Source organism: Streptomyces sp. NPDC007917 (assembly GCF_042959105.1).
GTDB lineage: Bacteria > Actinomycetota > Actinomycetes > Streptomycetales > Streptomycetaceae > Streptomyces.
On the sequence record NZ_JBIBKK010000053.1, the window covers coordinates 1 to 22,604 of the forward strand.

The 22,604-nt window shown below is 71.9% G+C and carries 17 protein-coding genes; 7 read left to right on the forward strand and 10 right to left on the reverse strand.

Going from position 1 to position 22,604, the window contains the following annotated elements; genetic code table 11:
* Window positions 1-165: 165 nt before the first annotated feature.
* The 10 genes from ACFZDL_RS46630 to rhaI all read right to left on the reverse strand — a co-directional run bounded on the left by ACFZDL_RS46630 (window position 166) and on the right by rhaI (window position 14,887).
* Complete coding sequence (locus ACFZDL_RS46630) at window positions 166-3,093, reverse strand: glycoside hydrolase family 2 TIM barrel-domain containing protein (RefSeq protein WP_353591420.1); 2,928 nt, start codon at window positions 3,091-3,093, stop codon at window positions 166-168.
* A 209-nt stretch (window positions 3,094-3,302) separates the two neighbouring features.
* Window positions 3,303-4,544 carry an ROK family transcriptional regulator gene (locus ACFZDL_RS46635; RefSeq protein WP_353591419.1) on the reverse strand — a complete coding sequence of 414 codons (1,242 nt, stop codon included), beginning with the start codon at window positions 4,542-4,544 and terminating at the stop codon, window positions 3,303-3,305.
* A gap of 138 nt (window positions 4,545-4,682) precedes the next feature.
* Complete coding sequence (locus tag ACFZDL_RS46640; RefSeq protein WP_353591418.1) at window positions 4,683-6,290, reverse strand: penicillin-binding transpeptidase domain-containing protein; 1,608 nt, start codon at window positions 6,288-6,290, stop codon at window positions 4,683-4,685.
* Window positions 6,291-6,468: 178 nt separating this feature from the next.
* Window positions 6,469-6,660, reverse strand: coding sequence for a hypothetical protein (locus ACFZDL_RS46645; RefSeq protein WP_043489530.1), 192 nt, complete (start codon window positions 6,658-6,660; stop codon window positions 6,469-6,471).
* Window positions 6,661-6,775: 115 nt separating this feature from the next.
* Entirely contained in the window at window positions 6,776-7,429 is a 654-nt protein-coding gene (locus tag ACFZDL_RS46650; RefSeq protein WP_353591417.1) for an LUD domain-containing protein, read from the reverse strand.
* A complete protein-coding gene (locus ACFZDL_RS46655; protein WP_353591416.1) occupies window positions 7,426-8,958 on the reverse strand; it encodes a lactate utilization protein B in 1,533 nt (510 codons plus the stop codon). The genes ACFZDL_RS46650 and ACFZDL_RS46655 overlap by 4 nt, the downstream gene beginning before the upstream one ends.
* On the reverse strand, window positions 8,955-9,707 hold the full coding sequence (locus ACFZDL_RS46660; RefSeq protein ID WP_353591415.1) for a (Fe-S)-binding protein: 753 nt from the start codon (window positions 9,705-9,707) through the stop codon (window positions 8,955-8,957). The genes ACFZDL_RS46655 and ACFZDL_RS46660 overlap by 4 nt, the downstream gene beginning before the upstream one ends.
* Complete coding sequence (locus tag ACFZDL_RS46665) at window positions 9,698-11,176, reverse strand: rhamnulokinase family protein (protein ID WP_353591658.1); 1,479 nt, start codon at window positions 11,174-11,176, stop codon at window positions 9,698-9,700. Before ACFZDL_RS46665 ends, ACFZDL_RS46660 begins: the two co-directional genes overlap by 10 nt.
* A gap of 290 nt (window positions 11,177-11,466) precedes the next feature.
* A complete protein-coding gene (locus ACFZDL_RS46670) occupies window positions 11,467-13,512 on the reverse strand; it encodes a bifunctional aldolase/short-chain dehydrogenase (protein WP_353591414.1) in 2,046 nt (681 codons plus the stop codon).
* 214 nt (window positions 13,513-13,726) lie between these two features.
* Window positions 13,727-14,887 carry an L-rhamnose isomerase gene (gene rhaI / locus ACFZDL_RS46675; RefSeq protein ID WP_353591413.1) on the reverse strand — a complete coding sequence of 387 codons (1,161 nt, stop codon included), beginning with the start codon at window positions 14,885-14,887 and terminating at the stop codon, window positions 13,727-13,729.
* 312 nt (window positions 14,888-15,199) lie between these two features.
* Between rhaI and ACFZDL_RS46680 the strand changes: the two genes are divergently transcribed.
* The 7 genes from ACFZDL_RS46680 to ACFZDL_RS46710 form a co-directional block, all read left to right on the forward strand.
* Window positions 15,200-16,729, forward strand: a complete 1,530-nt coding sequence (locus ACFZDL_RS46680) for a sugar ABC transporter ATP-binding protein (RefSeq protein WP_353591412.1) — start codon at window positions 15,200-15,202, stop codon at window positions 16,727-16,729.
* Window positions 16,726-17,760, forward strand: a complete 1,035-nt coding sequence (locus ACFZDL_RS46685) for an ABC transporter permease (RefSeq protein ID WP_353591411.1) — start codon at window positions 16,726-16,728, stop codon at window positions 17,758-17,760. Before ACFZDL_RS46680 ends, ACFZDL_RS46685 begins: the two co-directional genes overlap by 4 nt.
* Window positions 17,757-18,746 (forward strand): ABC transporter permease, encoded by a 990-nt coding sequence (locus tag ACFZDL_RS46690; RefSeq protein WP_353591410.1) that lies wholly within the window; start codon window positions 17,757-17,759, stop codon window positions 18,744-18,746. Before ACFZDL_RS46685 ends, ACFZDL_RS46690 begins: the two co-directional genes overlap by 4 nt.
* 50 nt (window positions 18,747-18,796) lie before the next feature.
* On the forward strand, window positions 18,797-19,885 hold the full coding sequence (gene rhaS / locus ACFZDL_RS46695; protein ID WP_353591409.1) for a rhamnose ABC transporter substrate-binding protein: 1,089 nt from the start codon (window positions 18,797-18,799) through the stop codon (window positions 19,883-19,885).
* Window positions 19,886-19,896: 11 nt separating this feature from the next.
* Window positions 19,897-20,217 carry an L-rhamnose mutarotase gene (locus ACFZDL_RS46700; protein ID WP_353591408.1) on the forward strand — a complete coding sequence of 107 codons (321 nt, stop codon included), beginning with the start codon at window positions 19,897-19,899 and terminating at the stop codon, window positions 20,215-20,217.
* Between the two features lie 79 nt (window positions 20,218-20,296).
* On the forward strand, window positions 20,297-21,721 hold the full coding sequence (locus ACFZDL_RS46705) for an L-fucose/L-arabinose isomerase family protein (protein WP_353591407.1): 1,425 nt from the start codon (window positions 20,297-20,299) through the stop codon (window positions 21,719-21,721).
* Window positions 21,721-22,604 (forward strand): substrate-binding domain-containing protein (locus ACFZDL_RS46710; RefSeq protein WP_391194546.1); only part of this gene is annotated, 884 nt, incomplete at its 3' end. The genes ACFZDL_RS46705 and ACFZDL_RS46710, both read left to right, overlap by 1 nt.

Genomic DNA, 22,604 nt, shown 5'->3' on the forward strand with positions numbered 1-22,604 from the left:
GCGCCCCCCGGCGGCCGCCACCTTGTTTTTGGTTTAGCCCCCCGGGGTGGCGCCCGCGGGGGGGGGGGGGGGGGGGGGGGGGGGGGCGGGCGGGGGGGGGGGGGGGGGGGGGGGGGGGGCGCGCGGGGCGCCCCCCCCCCCCCCCCCCCACCACGAACTCCCCTTCTAGATGCGCGAGAAGGTGAAGGAGAACTCCGCGGGCGCGGCGTGGTGGCGGTACTGGGGAAGTACCCCGGGCCCGCACGACTGGCTGCCGATGCCCTGCTGCCCGTGGTCGAGGTTCACCCACACCGTGTCCGCCGAGGCGGTCAGGTCCGGGGTGTGCTCGGCCGCGGCCAGCTGCTCCGTGGTCCACCGCCGCGCCGTGAACCAGAACGGCGGAGCGCCCTCCACCGCGATCCCGGTCCCGTCCTCGCCGGTCAGCCGCGCCCACCGGACGTCCGCCCGGGCCCCGTTCTCCTGCGGCCTGACGTAGGGCGTCTGCATCTCGTCGACCGACAGCGCCCACCGGCCGATCCGGGAGGCGGCACAGGTGTCCGGGTACGCCTCGCCGGGGCCGCCGCCGAACCACTCGGCCCGGCCCAGCGCGGCGGGAACGCCGAGCCGCACGCCCAGGCGCGGCAGCGGGCAGGTCCACTCGCCCAGCGGGGTGACGGAGACCGCCAGGCGCAACTGGTCCGCGTCCGCGTCGGCGGTCCAGCGGTAGACGGCCTCCAGGCCGGCGTCGGTGGCCGCGGGAGCGACGCGGGTGCGGACGGTCAGCGCGTCGTCCGTCACCTCCACCGCGTCGACGCGGTGGTGGAGCCGGTGCAGGCCGAGTTGGCGCCAGATCAGGCCGTAGCGCTCGTCGGGCTGCCAGGGCGCGCCGTTGTCGTTGTCGGTGGGCGCGCGCCACAGATCGAGCCGGGGGCCGGTGACCGCGAGGCCGCCGAGGGAGACCAGCGCGCCGGTGGCCGGGTCGAAGCTGCCCGGTCCCAGCACGATCGCGCCGTCCTCACGGCGCGGCGCGAGGGCGGCCCCCGGGGCGGGCGAGGCGGCCGGGGTGGTCGACGTGGTGGCCGGGAACTGGCCCCACGCCACCTCATGGCCCGCCGGTGCCCACGCGGTGTCGGCCGCGAGCCGCGCCCGTACGGTCCACAGCGCCTCGCCGCCCGCGCCCGTCGCGGGCCGGTCGGGGAGCTTGAGGTCGGCGGACTCGCCCGGGGCCAGCGGCGGGACCGTCAGCTCGCCGCCGCCGGCCTCCACGCCCTCGGCCTCGTAGACCCAGGAGAACGCCAGGTGGGACAGGTCGGCGAAGTCATGGGTGTTGGTGACGCGGACCGTGCCCGCCGCGCCGTCGCCCTCGATCCGGACCGGCTCGATGACCTTCTTGTACTCGATCAGGCCGGGGGACGGGGTGCGGTCGGGGAAGATCAGGCCGTCGCAGACGAAGTTGCCGTCGTGCAGCTCCTCGCCGAAGTCCCCGCCGTACCCGTAGAAGAGTTCGCCCTCGGGGGTGCGCTTGGCGATCCCGTGGTCGATCCACTCCCAGACGAACCCGCCCTGGCAGCGCTCATGCGCCTCGAACAGCCGCTGGTAGTCGCTGAGCCCGCCCGGCCCGTTGCCCATGGCGTGGGCGTACTCGCACAGGATGAAGGGCAGCCCGCGGCGCTTGGCGTCCAGCTCGGCGTCGGCCAAGGGGGGCTCGGCGCGCCGGCCGATCTGGTCGACCTCCTCGTGCGAGGCGTACATCCGCGAGTAGACGTCCGTGTCGGCGCAGGACATGTCGCCCTCGTAGTGGATCACGCGCGAGGGGTCCCGCTCGCGGATCCAGTCGGCCATGGCGGTCAGCCCGCGGCCGGTGCCGCACTCGTTGCCCAGCGACCACATCACCACCGACGCGTGGTTCTTGTCCCGCTCGACCATCCGGCGCGCCCGGTCCACCAGGGCCGGGGTCCAGCGGTCGTCGTCGACCGGGTTGCTGCGCCAGCCGATGTCGCCGAAGCCGTGGGTCTCCAGGTCGCACTCGTCGATCACCCACAGGCCCAGCTCGTCGCACAGGTCCAGGAAGGCGGGGTGCGGCGGGTAGTGGCTGGTGCGTACGGCGTTGATGTTGTGCCGCTTCATCAGCACCAGGTCCTGGCGCATGGTGGCCAGGTCCACGGCGCGCCCGGTCTCGGGGTGGAACTCGTGCCGGTTGACCCCGCGGAACAGCACCCGCTTGCCATTGACCTTGATCACGCCGTCCTCGACGACGACCGTACGGAACCCCACCCGCAGCGCCACCCGCTCGCCGCCGGTGGCGAGCGTGGCCTCGTACAGCCGCGGGGTCTCGGCGGTCCACGGCTCGACGGCCACGGTCGCGCTCTCGCCGGTGGCCAGGTCCAGGCCCAGCTCCGGCACGGTGACCCGGCCGCCGGGCTCGGCGTCGACCCGCAGCGTGCCCTCGCCGGAGGTGTGGTCGTAGGAGGCGTGGACGAAGAAGTCGGCGACCGCGTCGGCCGGGCGGTGCTCCAGGGTCACCTCACGGAAGATCCCGGGCAGCCACCACTGGTCCTGGTCCTCCAGGTAGCTGCCCGAGGACCACTGGTGGACGCGTACGGCCAGCACATTGCCGCGCGGCCGCAGCAGCTCGCCCACCGCGAACTCGTGGGGCAGCCGGCTGCCCTTGAAGACGCCCAGCTCCTGCCCGTTGAGCCAGACCCGGGCGCAGGACTCCACGCCCTCGAACCGCAGCACGGCGCCGCCGTCGGCCGGCCAGTCCTCGGGCAGGTCGAAGACCCGGCGGTGGTCGCCGGTCGGGTTCTCGGTGGGCACCCGCGGCGGGTCGACCGGGAACGGATAGAGCACATTGGTGTAGATGGGCGCGCCGTGGCCCTGCAGCACCCAGTGGCCCGGCACGGCGACCGTGCCCCAGCCGGAGGCGTCGTAGTCGGGGCGGGCGAAGGACTCGTCCTCGGCGGTGGCGGTCGGCGACAGCCGGAAGGCCCAGTCGCCGCCCAGGCCCAGCCGGGCGGCGTCGGACCCGGCGGTCCAGGCGCGGGGCGGCAGTCCTCCGCTGCCCGGGGACACGTCCTCGTAGTAGGGGAGCTGGGCGTCGGGGGTGGTGCTCATCGGTCTCCTCGGTCTGCGATGGAGGTTCTGCGCGGGAGAGTTGCGAGGGAGGGGATCGGTCGGCACGCGCCGCAGCGGCCCGAGCGCGCGTGAGCCCGAGCGCCTCGGCCCGGGCCGTCAGCATGGGACGTTAACGAGCGGCGAGAGACTTTTTCAAGGGGTTGGACGAAGTCTGTTGCAAGCGCTTGCGCGTGGGGCGGGGGTGGGCGTCAGGACGCGCTGCCGCGGCCGCCGCTCGTGGCGGGGGCGCGGTGGTGCTTCGATCTCATGGCCGCGAGCGAGCCCTCCAGGGCGAAGGTCGCGGCCCCGAGGCTCACGGGGTTGGACGGGATCGGGCACAGCACGATCTCGACGCTCGCGAAGGGGCGGCGCAGGGCCCGCCGCCCCACCGCCTCGCGCACCTCGGCCAGCAGCGGCTCGCCCAGCGCGGCCGCCACCCAGCTGCTGACCACGATCACCTCCGGGTTGAGCAGGTTGACCAGGTCGGCCAGGGCCGCGCCGAGGTAGCGGGCGGTCTCGCGGATCACCCGCACGGCCACCGGATCGCCGTCGGCCAGCGCCCGGCCGAGCGCCTCGATGGTGGCGGTCTGGTCGTCCGGGTGCAGCAGGGGGCTGTCGGGGCTCAGCTCCCGGAGGGTGCGCATGATGGCGGGGGCGCCCACATACGTCTCCACGCAGCCGTGGTTGCCGCAGTGGCACAGCCGCCCGTCCAGGACGAGGGTGGTGTGCCCCCACTCCCCGGCGCTGTTGGTCACCCCCCGGTGCAGCGCGCCGCCCAGTGCGAACCCGGCCCCCACCCCCGTCCCCAGGTTGACCACGATCGCGTCACCGCGCCCGCGCGCCGCGCCGAACCACTGCTCGGCGACGGTGCTGGCGCGCAGCGGATTGTCGAGATGGAGGCGGTAGGGGAGGTGTTCGGCCAGCAGGCCGAGCAGCGGGACGTCGTGCCAGTTCCAGTTGGCCGCGTAGACGGACACCCCGCCCTCGCGGTCCACCTGCCCCGGCATGCTGACCCCGACGCCCAGCACCCGGTCCACGGCGACGGCCGACCGCGCCACGACATCCGCCACGGCGGCGGCGATGCGCCCGACGACCCGCTCCGCGTCCCGCTCGCCGGGGCGCAGCTCCTCGTCGGCGCGGGCCAGCACGGTCAGGGCCAGGTCGAACAGCTCGACGTGGACATAGGTCTCGGCCACGTCCACGCCGATCAGCGCGCCGCCGGAGGGGTTGACGGCGACCAGGCCGCGCGGCCGGCCGCCGTCGGAGTCCTCGTAGCCGTGCTCCACCAGCATGCCGAAGTCCAGCAGTTCGCCGACGAGGGTGGCGACGGTGGCCAGGCTCAGCCCGGTCGCGGCGGCCAGCTGCCGCCGGGAGACGGGGGATTCGGCGATGATGTGGCGCAGCACCTCATAGCGGTTCTCGGTGCGGATGTCGCGGGACGTGCGCTTCACGCCGGGTCCTCCGTGCTCGGTGGTGCGGCCCGTATGACGCGGCGCCACACTAGGCCGCGCGCCGCACCCGGACAACCCCTTCGCGTAACCATTGTACGAAGCAGGGGACGGCCCAGCGGCCGCATAGCCCCGGGCGGGTCAGCCGTGGGCCGTGAGCACGTCCCGGACGACCGGACCCGCCGCGTCGCCGCCGTGGCCACCCCGCACGACCACGGCCGCGGCCGCCATGTCGTTCCGGTACGCCGTGAACCAGGCGTTCGTGTCCGACTGCCCGTCGATCTCGGCGGAGCCCGTCTTCGCCCCGATGTCCCCCGTGAGCCCGGACATCGCGCGGGCCGCCGTGCCGCTGGTCGCGGTCAGCCGCATCATGGCCTTCAGCTGCCCGACGGCCGTCGGGCTCAGGGCGCGCTCCGCCGTCGCCGTCTCCTCGCTGATCAGGGACCGCGGCACGATGACGGGCTGGCGGAACGTACCGGTCTGGGCGGTGGCCGCGACCGAGGCCACGGTGAGCGGGTTCATCTGCACCCGGCCCTGCCCGATCAGCGCGGCGGCCTTGTCGTCACCGCTGCCCGTGGGGACCGAGCCGTCGAAGGTCGGCACGCCCACGTGCCAGTCGAGCCCGATCCCGAACACCTCCCGCGCCTCGTCCGCGACGGTGCTGTCGGACAGATCGCCGGCCAGCGAGACAAAGGCGGTGTTGCAGGAGGCAGCGAAGTCCTGGGCGAAGGTGGCGGCCGGATTCTCGCTGTCCTCGACGTTGTGGAAGGTCATGCCCTGCTGGTACGAGGTGGTCTTGGGGCAGGGCACGGCGCGGCCGGGCGTGACCTTGCCGGACTCCAGCAGCGCCGCGGAAGTGACGATCTTGAACGTCGAGCCGGGCGCGGTGGCGCCCTGTAAGGCCGGGTTGAACTCGGCACGGTCGGAGTTGGCGACCGCCAGCACCTCACCCGTGCTGGGCTTGAGCGCGACCACCGAGGCGCCCGTACGCCCCGCCACCGCCTTCTCGGCCCGGCGCTGCACCTGCGCGTCGAGCGTCGTGTGCAGCGTGCCCGGCTTGCCCTTGGCCACCACATGGAGCGTCGTCGCGGTCTCGCCGTCCGCGCCGGCCGCCCACACCTCGACCCGGCTGCCGGCGCCCGTGGCGGCGCCGTACCGCTTGCGCAGTTCGGCCAGCACCGGGCCGAGCGAGGGATAGCGGTCCTTCGTCAGCGCCTTGCCGTCCCGGTCCACCACCTTGATCGACACCGACTCGGCCAGGCCCGTCCGCAGGGCCGGACGTTCGGCCGACAGCTTGGGGTGCAGCACCGCGGGCGTCCAGTCGACCAGCGGTCTGCCCGTCGTCCTGCCCCGCACCACCGACAGCTGTGAGGCATACGTCCAGGTGGAGTGGGCGTCCTCGAAGGAGATGTCGGCCGTGACGTCGAACGGCACCCGGGTGCCGTCCGGCCGGCCCGCCTTGAGCGTCAGCTTTGCCACATGGCCGTCCTTGCGGTAGCCGCTCAGCGCGGCCACGGCGGACTCGGCGTCATTGGTGAGCTGCGCGGCCCGCATATCGTTCTGATCGGCCCAGGCGGCCAGAAACCTCTTCGCGGTCTCCCGCACTTCCGACGCGGTCACCGGCCCGTCGTGGCCCGGCCCCTGGTTGCCTCCGGTGAGCCCGGTGTACACGTTGTACGCGCCGAGGCCTGCAACGCCCACGACCGCGACGGCTGTGACACCGAGCACGACTCTTCCGGCAGTGCGCATGGAGTGGTCAGTCCCCCCGTGATGTGGCTGGCGCCCTGCCGCTCCACCCCCGCGTCAAGCGGCAGGGCGCACAACGAGTTCACAACCTATGGACGGTGATACTCCATCACAAGGGGCAGTTCAGGCCACAAGCGCAGGGCGTGACCCGCGACACGCTTCCCCGCGCGCCGCCGACGGCTCATGCGGCCTGCTCGACCTCTCCCCGCAGCGCCCTGGTGTAGACCGAGAGCAACCGACCGTATTCGACGCGCTCCTGAGGGCGCAGCGCCCGGCCGGCCCGCGCGCGCAGAAACACACGGATCGCCTCGTTCGCCTGGTCGGTGGGCGTGGTGATTAAAGCGGGTTCGTGGTGAGTAGGAGTCGGACGCATGGGCACTAGAGTACGGGCAGCCACCGACAACGGCACCGGTGCAAACCGTCCAAGTGCGGTGTTACCGCGGGTATGTGAGCAAGGCCGCATCGGCGCGCGGCCCCGCGCGGCCCGCTCAGCCCTCGACGAGGACGACCTCCAGGGTGCGCGGGCCGTGCACCCCCTCCACCCGGTCCAGCTCGATGTCGCTGGTCGCGGACGGCCCGGAGATCCAGGTCAACGGGCGCCCCGGAGCCAGCCGTTCAAGGGCCTGCGGCACCGAGTCCACGACCTGCTCGGGCACCCGGATGACACAGATGTGGTGGTCGGGCACCAGCGTGATGCGCCGCCGCCCCTGGTCCGGACCCGCGTCCAGCACGACGGTCCCCGTCTCGGCCACGGCCACCGCGCAGCCCGTGACGACGCTGGAGACCGCGTCCAGGTCGTGCGGGGTCAGCTCCGGGGTGTCCGCGATCCGCTCCACCCGCTGCGCGTCGACGGCCGAGAGCCAGTCGGCGGGCAGCCCCGGCGGCAGCACCACGCTGGTCGCGCCGCGCCCGTCCAGCAGCCCGGCGATCAGACCGGGGAGCCCCTTGGGGTCCGTACGGTGGACGACCGCCCGGTAGTCGGCCAGGTTCTCCGCGAGCAGATCCACGGTCTGCGCGGCGGTCCGCTCCCCATGGGCCCGCAGATAGCCGCGGTCCACGGGGGTCTCGGAGGGGCGCTCCGCACGGGGGACGTCCGCCAGCGCGCGGCGGACGCGGGCCAGCACCAGGTCTCGGCTGCTCACGTCGTCGTCCTCTTCCCCTTCGTCCCGCTCTTGCCGGCATCGCCGCTCTTGCCGCTGGTTCCGCCTTCGTCGCCGCGTGTTCTGCGCCACCAGTCCCGGAACGACTCGGCGGGCACCTCCGGCAGCTCCCGGGTGTCCGTCCACGCCCGCCCCGGCCCCGGCAGCCGGCGCGGATGGAAGCGCCGGGTACGGGAGGCCAGCCGCTGCCCGGCGCGCAGCACACCCGGGTGGTCGAAGGCCCAGCGCGCCGCCCGCATGGCGGCGCGCTCCGCGGCATGCCCCTTGGCCGGTTTGATGACGGTCCGCATCCCGCGCACCGACGCCGGGCCGCCCTCGACCACCCGCTCGCGCAGATGGACCAGGATCTCCGGGATGTCGATGGCCACCGGGCACACCTCGTAGCACGCCCCGCACAGCGACGAGGCGTACGGCAGCGAGGCGTCCAGTTCGCTCTGTGTGCCGCGCAGCTGCGGCGTGAGGATCGCTCCGATCGGCCCCGGGTACGCCGACCCGTACGCATGGCCGCCCGCCCGCTCGTACACCGGGCACACATTCAGACACGCCGAGCAGCGGATGCAGCGCAGCGCCTGGCGCCCGACGGTGTCGGCGAGCGTGTCCGTCCGGCCGTTGTCGAGGAGCACCAGGTGGAAGACGCGCGGGCCGTCGCCGTCGGTGGTCCCCGTCCAGGTGGAGGTGTACGGGTTCATCCGCTCCGCCGTCGAGGAGCGGGGCAGGAGCTGCAGGAACACCTCCAGGTCCTGCCACGTCGGCACCACCTTCTCGATGCCCACGACGGAGATCAGCGTCTCGGGGAGCGTCAGGCACATCCGGCCGTTGCCCTCCGACTCCACCACGACCAGCGTGCCGGTCTCGGCCACCATGAAGTTGGCGCCCGAGATGCCGACCTTGGCGTTCAGGAACTTCTCGCGCAGATGCAGCCGGGCCGCCTCCGCCAGATCCGCCGGGGCGTCCGTCAGCCCCTCCGGCGCCGGGCGGCCCCAGCGGGCCATCCGGCCGGTGAAGATGTCGCGGATCTCCGTGCGGTTGCGGTGGATCGCGGGCACCAGGATGTGCGAGGGCAGGTCGTCGCCGAGCTGCACGATGAGCTCCGCCAGATCGGTCTCGTACGCGCGGATGCCCGCCTCGGCGAGAGCGTCGTTCAGCCCGATCTCCTGCGTGGCCATCGACTTGACCTTGACGACCTCGCGCTCTCCGGTGGCCCGGACCAGCTCGGTGACGATCCGGTTCGCCTCGTCCGCGTCCGCCGCCCAGTGCACCTGGCCGCCCGCCGCCGTCACGGCGCTCTCCAACCGCTCCAGATAGTGGTCGAGATGGCGCAGCGTACGGTCCTTGATCGCCGCACCCGCGGCGCGCAGCTCGCCCCAGTCGTCCAGCTCCGCGACGGCCTTGGCACGCTTGGCGCGGATGGTGTGGGTGGCGTGCCGCAGATTGGCCCGCAGCTGCGTGTTCCTGGTCGAGGTGGCGGCCGCGTCGGGGAAGGCGGGCATGCCCAGATAGGTGCCGGTCACCAGATGTCTCCTTCGGTGCTCGCCAGGATCTCGGCGATGTGGACCGGGCGGACCGTCGAGCCCTGCCGGGCGAGCGTCCCGCCGATGTGCATCTGGCACGAGTTGTCGACCGTGCACACCGCCTCGGCTCCGGTGGCGGTGATGTTGCGCGCCTTGTCGGCGCCCATCGCGGCCGAGACCGCCGTGTTCTTGACGGCGAACGTGCCGCCGAAGCCGCAGCACTCCTCGGCCCCCGGCAGCTCGACCAGCTCAAGCCCCTGGACGGCCGCGAGGAGCTTGCGGGGGCGGTCGCCCAGGCGCAGCATCCGCAGGCCGTGGCAGGTGGGGTGGTAGGTCACGGTGTGCGGATAGTACGCGCCCACGTCCGTCACCTTGAGGACATCGGTGAGGAACTCGGTGAGCTCGTACGTCTTGGGCACCGCCGCGGCCGCGAGCTCCGTCAGCTCCTGGCCACGGCCCTCGGCGGCCGCCTTCGCCCCGATCCTCGGATAGTTGTCGCGCACCATGGCGGCGCACGAGCCGGAGGGGGTCACCACGTAGTCGTAGTCCTCGAACGCGTCGGCGAAGCGGCGCACCAGGGGCTCGGTCTCGTGGCGGTAGCCGGTGTTGAACTGCGCCTGACCACAGCAGCTCTGCCCCGGCGGAAAGCCGACGTCGACACCCAGTCGCTCGAGGAGGGTGACGACGGCCTGCCCGGTGCGGGGATAGAGGGTGTCGTTGACGCAGGTGATGAAGAGCGCTACGCGCACGTTTCCTCCTCCTGGCTCCCGGCCCGCCCGCCCTCGACGTCCTCGACGAGGGCGGCCGCCCGGGACCACGCTGCTTGATCACCCGACGGCTCATACTGCCTCAGCGGCTGGGTGCTGTGAAGCAGCGCACGCAGGTCGGACAGGCCGCCGGTGACCACCCCCGCGGTTCTGGCCTGCACCAGGACGTTGCCGAGCGCCGCCGCCTCCGCCGGGCCCGCGACCACCGGCAGCCCACAGGCGTCGGCGGTCAGCCGGCACAGCAGCGCGTTGTGCGCGCCGCCCCCGACGATGTGCACGGTGCGGACCGTACGGCCGGAGAGGTGCTGGGCGTCCAGGATCGCCCGGCGGTGGGCGAGCGCGAGGGAGTCCAGGACGCAGCGGGCGGTCTCGGCGGGCGTACGCGGGACCGGCTGGCCGGTGCGGCGGCAGGCCTCCGCGATCCGGTCGGGCATCCGGTCCGGGGCGATGAACTCGGGAGCCCCGGCGTCGACCACCGAGCGGAGGGGGGTGGCCTGGGCTGCCTGGGTCAGGAGCGTTTGAAGGTTTTGGGGGGTGCCTTCGGCTTCCCAGGTGCGCAGGCACTCCTGCAGCATCCACAGGCCCATGATGTTGCGCAGATAGCGGACCGTGCCGTCCACCCCGAGCTCATTGGTGAAGTTGGCCCGCCGGCTCGCCTCGGTGAGCACCGGGGCGTCGAGCTCAAGACCGGCCAGGGACCAGGTGCCGGTGGCGATGTACGCGAAGTCCGGCGTGGTGGCGGGGACGCCGACGACGGCGGAGGCCGTGTCGTGCGAGCCCACGGCCGTGACCGGGACGGGGCCTTCGATGCCGGTCGCGGACAGGATCTCCGGGCTCAGTTCTCCTGCCGGGTCGCCGGGCCGGCGCAGCGGCGGGAAGAGTGACAGGTCGATGCCGAGGGTGCCGGCGACGGCGGCGACGGCGCGGGACCAGTCGCGGGTGCGCGGGTCGATCAGCTGGGTGGTGGAGGCGTTGGTCAGCTCGGTGCCCGCCTCGCCCGTCAGCCAGTACGAGATGAGGTCCGGGATGAGGAGGAGGCGGTGCGCGGCGGCGAGGGGCGAGCTGCCCCGGGCGGCGGTCAGCTGGTAGATGGTGTTGAAGGGGAGGTGCTGCAGGCCGGTGGCCGCGTACAGCTCCTCGGGCGGGAGGACGGCCGCCACCTTTTCGGAGGCGCCGTCGGTGCGGGTGTCGCGGTAGTGGACGGGGTTGCCGAGCAGCGCCCCGTCGGCGCCCAGGAGGCCGTAGTCGACGGCCCAGCTGTCGATGCCGACGCTGGTCAGCCGGGTGTTCGCGGCCCGGGCGGCCTCGGCTGCGGCGCGGAGGCCGTCCAGGACGCCCTGGTGGAGGGCGAGGATGTCCCAGTGCAGGGTGCCGCCCACGCGGACCGGCCGGTTGGGGAAGCGGTGCACCTCCTGGAGCGAGAGGGCGCCGGGGGCGACCGTGCCGACCATGACACGGCCGCTGGAGGCGCCTAGGTCGACGGCGGCGAAGCACTGTTTGGACGGAGTCGGTGGCACGGGGTCCTCGTGGGTGGTTGCTGTGCGTGGCCTTGGTGCGGCGTGGTTGTGGTGCGTTGCGGTGCTCGGTACGGGGCGGGGGCGGGGCCTCCGGGGCTGTCACCCTGGACCGCATATTTACGGCGCCGGTGCCCGGAAGCGTGGCCTGGACCGGAACTTGGCGCCACAAATATGCGTAAGCGTCCAGGGCGCCACCCCTGCACCCCCGCCCCCTCACGCGCGCGTCAGCGCAGGAAGGCCGCCGCGACCCCGGCGTCGACCGGGACGTGCAGACCGGTGGTGTGCGTCAGGTCGCCCCCGGTGAGCGCGAACACCGCGTTCGCCACGTGTTCGGGCAGGACCTCGCGCTTGAGCAGGGTGCGCTGGGCGTAGAACTTGCCCAGCTCTTCCTCGGGGATGCCGTAGGTCGCCGCGCGTTGCGCGCCCCAGCCGCCCGCGAAGATCCCGGAGCCCTGGACCACTCCGTCGGGGTTCACGCCGTTGACCCGGATGCCGTGTGCGCCCAGTTCGGCTGCCAGGAGACGCACTTGGTGGGCCTGGTCGGCCTTGGCGGCGGAGTAGGCGATGTTGTTCGGGCCCGCGAAGACCGAGTTCTTGGAGGCGATGTAGATGATGTCGCCGCCCATGTTCTGGTCGATCATGACCCGGGCCGCCTCGCGGGAGGAGAGGAAACTGCCGCGCGCCATGATGTCGTGCTGCAGGTCCCAGTCCTTGGCGGTGGTTTCGAGGAGGGGCTTGGAGATGGAGATCCCCGCGTTGTTGACGAGGAGGTCCACGCCGCCGAAGGCCAGGACCGCTTGATCGAAGGCTGCTTTGATCTGGTCTTCGGAGGTGATGTCCACGGTCACGGGGACGGCCTTGTCCGGGCCGCCCAGTTCGGTCGCTACGTTCGCGGCGTTCTCGGCGTTGATGTCGGCCACGACCACGCAGGCGCCCTCGGCCACGAGGCGGTTCGCGATCGCCTTGCCGATGCCCGAGCCGGCGCCGGTCACCAGGGCGACACGGGTCGCCAGGGGCTTGGGCTTCGGCATCCGCTGGAGCTTGGCCTCCTCCAGCGCCCAGTACTCGATGCGGAACTTCTCCGACTCCTCGATGGGGGAGTACGTCGACACGGCTTCGGCGCCGCGCATCACATTGATCGCGTTGACGTAGAACTCGCCCGCCACCCGGGCGGTCTGCTTGTCCTTGCCGTAGCTGAACATCCCCACACCGGGGATGAGCACGATCGCCGGGTCGGCGCCGCGCATCGCGGGGGAGTCGGGGGTCGCATGCCGCTCGTAGTACGCCTGGTAGTCGGTCCGGTATGCGGTGTGCAGCTCCTTGAGACGGGCGATCGTCTCGTCGAGCGGAGCCGTGGGCGGGAGGTCCAGGACCAGCGGGCGGACCTTCGTACGGAGGAAGTGGTCCGGGCAGGAGGTGCCGAGCGCGGCCAGACGCGGGTGTTCGGCGCGGGAGACGAAGTCGAGGACGGCGTCGGAGTCGTTGTAGTGGCCCACCTGGGGGCGGTCCATGGAGGCGAGCCCACGGAGGACGGGGGCCAGCGCGGCGGCGCGGGCCCGGCGGTCGGCCTCGGGGAGGGGCTCGTAGCCGGGCACGACGGCGCCGAAGGGGTCCGCCTTGCCGCGCTCGGCGAGGAACCGCTCGGCGGTGCGGATGATACGGAGCGAGTTGGCCTCGCACTCGTCGGAGGTGTTGCCCCAGGCGGTGATGCCGTGGCCGCCGAGGATGCACCCGATCGCCTCGGGGTTGGCCTTCTTGATCGCGGCGATGTCCAGGCCGAGCTGGAACCCGGGCCGGCGCCAGGGCACCCATACGACCTGGTTGCCGAAACACTCCTTGGTCAGCGCCTCACCGTCGGCGGCACACGCGAGCGCGATACCCGAGTCGGGGTGCAGGTGGTCGACATGGGCGGCGTCGACCAGGCCGTGCATGGCGGTGTCGATCGACGGCGCGGCGCCGCCCTTCCCGTGCAGACAGAAGTCGAACGCGGAGACCATCTCGTCCTCGCGCTCGACGCCCGGATAGACCTCGGTCAGCGCCCGCAACCGGTCCAGCCGCAGCGCGGCCAGCCCCGCGTGGGTCAAGGTGCCCAGGTCACCGCCGGACCCCTTGACCCACATCAGCTCCACGTCCTGCCCGGTGACGGGGTCGGTCGCGGTGCCCTTGGCGGAGGTGTTCCCGCCCGCGTAGTTGGTGTTCCGGGGGTCGGCTCCGAGGCGGTGTGATCGCTCGAGCAGGGTGGCCGCTTCGGGGTGCGGTTCTGCGGTCATGTTCTTCCTCTTCGTGTGTTGGTGAAGTCGGCCAATCCATCGCACGGGCCCTCACGGTTCCGCGCCACCCGGACCGTTGCGGGCCTGGGCGGCCCGGGCCCGTTCCCGGCCCCGGCGGGTCCGCCCGATCGGGCGCGCCCGCTGGTTGGTCTCCTCCCGGTGGCGGGTGGTTGCTCCGGCCCGCGCGGGGCGACGGCCGGGCGCGCCGGAGGCGCTACGCGCCCCAGCCCGCCTGCGTTCCCCCCACCCGCTCCGCGACGATCTTCTCCGCCCAGCCGGAGGCCTTGTACGCCGCCATCGGGTCGGGGTCGATCCCCAGTTCCTCGCGGACCTCCGCCAGCAGCGGCCGCACGTCGGTGTTGTACGCGTCCATCAGCACCGCGTTGGCGCCGAGGACATCGCCCGACGCCTGCGCGGCGGCGAGCGCGTCCCGGTCGACCAGCAGGGCCTTCGCCGTGGCCTCTTGGACGTTCATCACCGAGCGGATGATCGCAGGGATCTTCGGCTCGATGTTGTGGCACTGGTCCAGCATGAACGCGATGCCCGAGTCCAGGCCGCCGCCGCGGGCCACCTCGTACATGATCCGGAAGAGCTGGAAGGGGTCAGCCGCGCCCACCATGAGGTCGTCGTCCGCGTAGAAGCGGGAGTTGAAGTCGAACGCGCCGAGCTTCCCCTCCCGCAGCAGCAGCGCGACGATGAACTCGATGTTCGTTCCGGGCGCGTGGTGGCCGGTGTCGACGCAGACCTGGGCCTTGGGGCCGAGCTTGAGGCAGTGGGCGTAGGCGGTGCCCCAGTCGGGGACGTCGGTGGTGTAGAAGGCGGGCTCGAAGAACTTGTACTCAAGCAGCAGCCGCTGGTCGTCGCCCAGTCGCTCGTAGACGGCCTGCAGGGCCTCGGCGAGCCGGTCCTGGCGGGCGGCGATGTCGTCCTGGCCGGGGTAGTTGGTGCCGTCGGAGAACCAGAGCTTGAGGTCGCGGGAGCCCGTGGCGTCCATGATGTCGACGCATTCCAGGAGGTGGGCGAGCGCCTTGCCGCGGATCTCGGGGTCGGGGTTGGTGACCGAGCCGAGCTTGTAGTCGTCGTCCTGGAAGACGTTGGAGTTGATGGCGCCGAGCTTCAGCCCGCGCTCCTGCGCGTGCTTGGCGAGCGCCGCGTAGTCGTCCACCTTGTCCCAGGGGATGTGCAGGGCGACGGTGGGGGCCACCCCGGTGAAGGCGTGTACCTGGGCGGCGTCGTCGAGCTTTTCCTGCGGGGTGCGCGGGACACCGGGCTGGGCGAAGACCTTGAAGCGGGTTCCAGAGTTGCCGTACGCCCATGACGGCGTCTCGATGGCCTGGGTCTTGAGGGCCGCCTTCACGGCCGAAAGGTCAGACATGCGTCTCCTCGAGGGCAACTATGAAACGATTCAACAGACGCTAGCCGCGTGGACGGTCGGGCGTCAAGGAGTGGTGCGGCCCCGGGGTCGGGGTCGCCGACATGCAAAAACGATTCAATCCTGAAGCTACTGGACCGTAGGTCCACCGCCGCTGACGCGTCAAGAGGGACGACAACGACTTGGTTTACCTGGCGCATACCCCCTTGACGGTGGCAAATCGCCGGGCTAGCTTCCCGACACCGACTTTGAAACATTTCATTTTCCTGCGGCCTGAAGGCCACTCTTGCAAGGAAGCAAGGAGACATCGACACCGTGAGCCAGGCTGTTTCGACCGGAGTTCCGGTCCTCGCCCTCAAGGGGGTGAACAAATCCTTCGGCGCCGTACGCGCCCTGCGGGACGTCTCCCTCGAGCTGTTCCCGGGCGAGGCGCACGCCCTCGCCGGCGAGAACGGCGCCGGTAAGTCGACGCTCATCAAGACGCTCGCCGGGGTCCACCGCCCCGACGCCGGACAGGTGCTGCTCGACGGCGAACCGGTGGTCTTCCACGGCCCCGCCGACGCCCGTGACGTGGGCATCGCCGTCATCTACCAGGAGCCCACGCTCTTCCCCGACCTGTCGATCGCCGAGAACATCTTCATGGGCCGCCAGCCCCGGCGGGGGCTCGGCCGGATCGACCACAAGGCGGTGCGCGAGGCGACCGCCGCCCTGATGGGGCGGCTCGGGGTGGCCCTGGACCCCGCCCGGCCCGCCCGTGGGCTGTCCATCGCCGACCAGCAGATCGTGGAGATCGCCAAGGCGCTCTCCTTCGACGCCCGGGTGCTGATCATGGACGAGCCGACCGCCGCCCTCACCGGCAGCGAGACCGCCCGGCTCTTCTCGGTCGTCGAGGCGCTGCGCGCCGAGGGCGCGGCCGTGCTGTTCATCTCGCACCGGCTGGAGGAGATCTTCCGCCTCTGCCAGCGGGTGACCACCCTGCGGGACGGCCGCTGGGTGGCCTCCGAGCCGCTGGACGGCCTCACCGAGGACGACCTGGTGCGCCGCATGGTGGGCCGGGACCTGGACGAGCTGTATCCCAAGCAGGACACGCGGGTGGGCGAGACGGCGCTGTCGGTGCGGCGGCTGACCCGCGAGGGCGTGTTCCGGGACGTGTCCTTCGATGTGCGCCGGGGTGAGATCGTCGCGCTGGCCGGGCTGGTCGGCGCCGGCCGCACCGAGGTGGCGCAGGCCGTGTTCGGCGTGGACCGGGCGGACGCGGGCGAGGTACGGGTGGACGGGAAGCCGCTGCGGCCCGGCTCGCCGACCGCCGCGATGGCCGCCGGGCTCGCGCTCGTACCCGAGGACCGGCGCCAGCGCGGGCTGGTGATGGAGATGTCCATCGAGCGGAACATCGGCCTCACCGGCCTTGACCGGATCAGCGGCGGGGGGCTCGTCAAGCGGGCCCTGGAGCGCGGCCGGGCCACCGACTGGGCAACCAGGCTGCAGCTGAAGTACGGCAGGCTCAGCGACCAGGTCGGCGTGTTGTCCGGTGGCAACCAGCAGAAGGTCGTGCTCGCCAAGTGGCTGGCCACCGACCCGGCGGTGCTCATCGTCGACGAGCCGACGCGCGGTATCGACGTCGGCACCAAGGCCGAGGTGCACCGGCTGCTGTCGTCGCTGGCCGCCGAAGGGCTCGCGGTGCTGATGATCTCCTCCGACCTGCCCGAGGTGCTGGGCATGGCCGACCGGGTCCTGGTGATGCACGAGGGCCGCCTGGTCGCGGAGATCCCGCGCGCCGAGGCCACCGAGGAGTCCGTCATGGCCGCCGCGACCGGCCGTACCGGCAAGGGAAGGGCTGCGGCATGACGGCCACCATCGAGAAACCCACGGCGCAGGCCGAGACGGGCCGCTCCGCGCGCTCGCTGGTCGACACCGTCTTCCGCGCGCGGGAGATCAGCATCGCCGGGGCCCTGGTGCTCCTGGTGCTCTTCACCTGGATCGCCGAGCCCCGCTTCCTCAACAGCCAGGGCGTCAAGGACCTGCTGCTCAACGCCGCGATCCTGGTGCTGCTCGCGGTGGGGCAGTCCGTGGTCGTGGTCACCCGCAACATCGACCTGTCGGTGGGCTCCGTGGTGGGGCTCTCCGCCTTCGCCTGCGGCAAGTTCGTGTCCGGCACGGACCACGGGCCGCTGCTGGTGGCCCTGCTCGGCATCGCCGTCGGCATGGCCTGCGGCCTGGTCAGCGGCGCGCTCGTCAGCTTCGGCAAGGTGCCCGCGCTGGTGGTGACCCTCGGGATGCTCTACATCATCCAGGGCGTCGACTACTGGTGGGCCGAAGGCGAGCAGATCAACGCCGCCGATGTGCCGCAGTCCGTACTGGACCTCGGCAGCGGCAGCGTGCTCGGCATCCCGTATCTGCCGCTGATCTCCTTCGCCGTGCTCGCCGCGACCGCGTACTTCCTGCGCGGCTACCGCAGTGGCCGCGAGCTGTACGCCATCGGCTCCAGCCCGGAGGCCGCCCGGCTGGCCGGGGTGCCGATCCGCCGCCGGGTGCTGGGCGCGTACGTCTTCTCCGGCGCCGTCGCCGGTTTCGCGGGCGCGCTGTGGCTGGCCCGCTTCGGCACCGTCGTCGCGGACAACGCGCACGGCTGGGAGCTGACCGTGGTCAGCGCCGTGGTGGTCGGCGGCGTCGCCATCGTCGGCGGTGTCGGCACGGTGTGGGGCGCGGCGCTGGGCGCGCTGCTGCTCACCACCATCGGCAGCGCCCTGTCCGTGCTGAAGGTCGACTCCTTCTGGGAGGACGCCATCGCCGGCGCCCTGCTGCTGGCGGCGATCAGCGTGGACCGGATCGTCAATGTGCGCATGACCCGTGCGCTGAGGAAGAGGAGCGCCCGATGAGCCCGCTGCGCGGAGCGCTGCGCTGGGACACCGCGGTCGGCGTGCTGCTGGTGGCGGTCTTCGTCACGGGCCTCGGCACCACCGACGGCTTCGCGAGCCGCGACAACCTGGCCTTCGCCTTCAACGACATCGCCGAGGTGGCGCTGATGGCGCTGCCCATGACGCTGCTGGTGGTGGCGGGGCAGGTGGACCTGTCAGTGGCCTCGATGCTGGGGCTGAGCAGCGCCCTCACCGGGCAGCTGTGGGACTCCGGCTGGGCGTTCGAGACGATCGTGCCCGTGGTGCTGCTGGTCGGCGTGGCCGGTGGCCTGCTCAACGGCTGGCTGGTCACCAAGGTCGGGCTGCCCTCGCTCGCCGTCACCATCGGCACCCTCGCCCTCTACCGGGGTCTTGCCTCCGTGGTGCTCGGCTCCAACGCCATCACCGACTTCCCCGAGACCTACGCCAAGTGGGCGGTGGACACCACCACCATCCCGGGCACCCCCATCACCTATCCGGTGGCGCTGTTCATCGTGCTGGCCGTCGTCGCCGCGGTGGTGCTGCACGCCACGGGCCTGGGCCGGTCGCTGTTCGCCATCGGCGCCCAGGAGGACGCCGCGTACTTCGCCGGCATCCGCGTGGGGCGCATCAAGCTCCTCCTGTTCGTCGTCACCGGGCTCGTCTCCGCCTTCGCGGGCGTGGTGTTCACCCTCCGCTACGGCAGCGCCCGCGCCGACAACGGCCAGGGCTTCGAGATGCTGGTCATCGCCTCCGTCCTGCTCGGCGGCATCGACTTCGACGGCGGAAAGGGCACCCTCTTCGGCGCGGTCGCCGGAGTGCTGCTGATCGGCATCCTGAAGAACCTGCTCACCCTCAACGACGTGGCCAACGAGGTCCAGGTGATCGTCACCGGGCTGCTGCTGGTGGCCTCCGTCCTCACCCCCCGTCTGATCTCCACCGTCAGCGAATGGCGCCACCGCAGAGCCGCCGCCACCCCCTCCAGCTGACGCGTCGCCGCACCACGTCCCACTTCGCAGCTTCCTTGAAAGGTTTCCCCATGTACCTCCGCACGTCCTCCCGGCGCCGCGCCGCTGCCTCCGTCGCCGCGGCCTGTGCCCTGGCCGTCACCCTCGCCGGGTGCGGCGGCACCACCAAGAAGGACTCCTCCGACAACGGCGGTGACGCCAAGGCCGTCGATGCCAAGGCCAACCCCGACGCCCCGCTGAAGAAGGGGCTCAAGCTCGCCTTCCTGCCCAAGCAGATCAACAACCCGTACGAGAAGATCGTCGACGACGCGGGCATCGAGGCGGCCGGGGAGTTCGGCGGCAAGGGCAAGGAGGTCGGCCCCTCCGACGCCAGTGCCTCCTCCCAGGTGTCGTACATCAACACCCTCATCCAGCAGCGGCAGGACGCCATCCTCATCGCCGCCAACGACCCCAACGCGGTGTGCGGCCCGCTCAAGCAGGCCATGAAGAAGGACATCAAGGTCGTCGCGTACGACTCCGACACGGCCAAGGAATGCCGCCAGCTGTTCATCAACCAGGCCAGCTCGGAGGAGATCGGCCGCAGCCAGGTCCAGCACATCGCCGAACAGCTCGGCTACAAGGGCGAGATCGCCATCCTCTCGGCCACCCAGAACGCGACCAACCAGAACACCTGGATCGAGTTCATGAAGGACGAGCTGAAGAAGCCCAAGTACAAGAACATGAAGCTGGTCAAGACCGCCTACGGGGACGACGACGACCAGAAGTCCTTCCAGGAGACCCAGGGCCTGCTCAAGGCCTACCCGAACCTGAAGGGCATCATCTCGCCCACCACGGTCGGCATCGCGGCGGCCGCCCGCTACATCAGCGGCTCCTCGTACAAGGGCAAGGTCGTCATCAACGGCCTCGGCACGCCCAACCAGATGCGCAAGTACGTCAAGGACGGCACGGTCGAGCAGTTCTCCCTGTGGGACCCGAAGAAGCTCGGCTACCTCGGCTCCTACGCGGCCGCGGCGCTGGCGTCCGGGCAGATCACCGGCGCGCAGGGGGAGAAGTTCAAGGCCGGCAAGCTCGGCGAGTACACCATCGGCAAGGACGGCGAGATCATCCTCGGCCCGCCCACCGTCTTCAACAAGGACAACATCGACGACTTCGACTTCTGAGGCGGCCCGGCGTGCAGCGCGTCTGCTTTCTGCTGAAGGTCCGCCAGGACCGGCTTGAGGAATACCGCGAGCGCCACGTGGCCGTCTGGCCCGAGATGCTCGACGCCCTCTCCGCCACCGGCTGGCACAACTACTCGCTCTTCCTGCGCGAGGACGGCCTGCTGGTCGGCTATCTGGAGACGGAGGACTTCGCGGCGGCCCAGGCGGCCATGGCGGAGACGGACGTCAACGCCAGGTGGCAGGCTCAGATGGCGGAGTTCTTCGAGGCGCTGGACGGCGCGAAGCCGGATGAGGCGATGAAACCGCTGACGGAGGTCTTCCACCTCGCGTAGCCCCGGGAGGGGCGGGGCGGGGAAACACCCCGGCCCGCCCCCTCCGATCGCACCAGGAAAGGAATGTGAGAGATCCACCATGACCGAACGTCTCCCCGCCGTCGCCCGCAAACCGAAGATCGGGCTGGTCGCGGGCGGACTCGGGGCGTACTGGCCCCAGTTCCCCGATCTGCTCCCGCAGCTGCGCCGCTCCGCGGCCCGGGTGACCGAACGCATGCGGGAGTTCGACGCCGAGGTCGTCGACGTGGGCTTCATCTCCGACGCCCAGGAGGGCGCGGCGGCCGCCGAAAAGCTCCGCGCGGCCGACTGCGACCTGATCGTCGGCTTTCTCACCACCTATATGACCGCCACCATGCTGGTGCCCATCGCCCAGCGCAGTGGCGCCCCCGTGCTGCTGATCAACCTGCAGCCCACCGAGGCCATGGACCACGCGTCCTTCGACACCGGCGCCTGGCTCGCCTACTGCGGCGCGTGTCCGCTGCCGGAGATGGCGAACGCCTTCGAGCGGGTCGGCGTCCCCTTCCGCTCGGTGTCCGGATATCTGGAGGACCAGCGGGCCTGGGACCGCATCGGCCGCTGGATCCGGGCCGCCGGGGTGCGGTCCGTGCTGCGCCACGGCCGCCACGGGCTGATGGGACACCTCTATCCGGGGATGTACGACGTGTCCACCGACCTCACCATGGTCACCGGCAACCTCGGCGGCCATGTCGAGGTCCTGGAGTTCGACGATCTGCGGGTGCGGGTCCAGCAGGTCAAGGACGACGAGGTGGCGGCGAAGCTGGCCGAGACCCGTGAGGTGTTCGAGCTCGCCGACTCCGTCGTCGAGGAGGACCTGGCCTGGGCGGCGCGCGTGTCCGTCGGTCTTGACCGGCTGGTGGCCGACTTCGACCTGGACTCGCTGGCGTACTACCACCGGGGCCTGGACGGCGAGGTCCACGAGAAGCTGGGCGCGGGCATGATCCTCGGCTCGTCGCTGCTGACCGCGCGCGGCGTCCCGGCGGCCGGCGAGTACGAGCTGCGCACCTCACTGGCCATGCTGATCTGCGACCGGTTCGGCGCGGGCGGCTCCTTCACCGAGCTGCAGGCGCTCAACTTCCGGGACGCGGTGGTGGAGATGGGCCACGACGGGCCCGGCCACCTGGCCATCAGCGAACGCAGGCCGCTGCTGCGCGGCCTCGGCGTCTACCACGGCAAACGCGGCTGGGGGGTGTCCGTCGAGTTCGATGTGCGGCACGGCCCGGTCACCCTCGTCGGGCTCGGCCAGACCCGGGACGGCCGCTACAAGATCGTTGCTTCCGAGGGCGAGGTGGTCGGCGGCCCGCTGCTGGAGATCGGCAACACCACCTCCCGTGTCGACTTCGGCTGCGACCCGGGGGAGTGGACGGATGCCTGGAGCGCGAGCGGGGTCGCCCACCACTGGGCGCTGGCCACCGGCCGGCTGCTGCCCGAGCTGCGCGCCCTCGCCGACCTCACCGGCCTGGAGCTTGTGGAAGTCGCGGCTTGATGGCACGCCCGGTGGGCATCAAGGAGGTGGCCCGCCAGGCCGGGGTCTCCGTCGGCACGGTCTCCAACGTGATCAACCGTCCGGAGTCGGTGTCCGAGGAGACCCGGGCCCGGGTGCTCGCCACCATCGAGCGGCTGGGGTATGTGCGCAGTGAGTCGGCGCGTCAGCTGCGGGCGGGGCGCAGCCGGATCATTTCGCTGTTGGTGCTGGACATGGCGAATCCGTTCTTCGTGGACGTGGCCGGTGGTGCGGAGCGGGCGGCGCGTGAGGCGGGGCTCGGGGTGATGGTGTGCAACAGCGCGCAGAGCCCCGACGAGGAGGCCGAGTATCTGGCGCTCTTCTCCGAGCAGCGGGTGCGCGGGGTGCTGGTCACCCCCGCCGACATCAGCGGGCGCAACCTGGAGTCGTTCCGGCGGCACGGGATACCGTTCGTCTTCGTCGACCGGGTGGTGCCCAGCGCGGAGGGCTGCTCGGTCTCGGTCGACGATGTCACCGGCGGCACGCTGGCCGCCCGCCACCTCCTCGACCAGGGCCACCGCTCCATCGCGTACGTCAGCGGGCCGATGCAGCTGGCCCAGTGCCACGACCGCCGCACCGGCGCGGTGCGCGCCCTGCGCGAGGCGGGCCTGGACGACGACGCGCTGCGCCATGTCGAGGTCGAGCGGCTGGATGTGGCGGCGGGGCGGGACGCGGGGGCGCGGCTGCTGGGGATGTCCCCGCGGCCGACGGCCGTCTTCTGCGCCAACGACCTGCTGGCGCTCGGGGTGTTGCAGGCGCTGTACGGGGCGGGGGTGTCGGTGCCCGGGGACGTGGCGCTGGTGGGGTACGACGACATCGAGTTCGCGGCGGCGGCCGCCGTACCGCTGACGTCCGTACGGCAGCC

Coding starts and splice junctions, on each gene's coding strand:
- ACFZDL_RS46640 (WP_353591418.1), bottom strand. CDS start 6,290: ATGCGCACTGCCGGAAGAGTCGTGCTCGGTGTCACAGCCGTCGCGGTC.
- rhaS (WP_353591409.1), top strand. CDS start 18,797: ATGTACCTCCGCACGTCCTCCCGGCGCCGCGCCGCTGCCTCCGTCGCC.
- rhaI (WP_353591413.1), bottom strand. CDS start 14,887: ATGTCTGACCTTTCGGCCGTGAAGGCGGCCCTCAAGACCCAGGCCATC.
- ACFZDL_RS46705 (WP_353591407.1), top strand. CDS start 20,297: ATGACCGAACGTCTCCCCGCCGTCGCCCGCAAACCGAAGATCGGGCTG.
- ACFZDL_RS46665 (WP_353591658.1), bottom strand. CDS start 11,176: ATGGTCGGCACGGTCGCCCCCGGCGCCCTCTCGCTCCAGGAGGTGCAC.
- ACFZDL_RS46645 (WP_043489530.1), bottom strand. CDS start 6,660: ATGCGTCCGACTCCTACTCACCACGAACCCGCTTTAATCACCACGCCC.
- ACFZDL_RS46690 (WP_353591410.1), top strand. CDS start 17,757: ATGAGCCCGCTGCGCGGAGCGCTGCGCTGGGACACCGCGGTCGGCGTG.
- ACFZDL_RS46630 (WP_353591420.1), bottom strand. CDS start 3,093: ATGAGCACCACCCCCGACGCCCAGCTCCCCTACTACGAGGACGTGTCC.
- ACFZDL_RS46670 (WP_353591414.1), bottom strand. CDS start 13,512: ATGACCGCAGAACCGCACCCCGAAGCGGCCACCCTGCTCGAGCGATCA.
- ACFZDL_RS46685 (WP_353591411.1), top strand. CDS start 16,726: ATGACGGCCACCATCGAGAAACCCACGGCGCAGGCCGAGACGGGCCGC.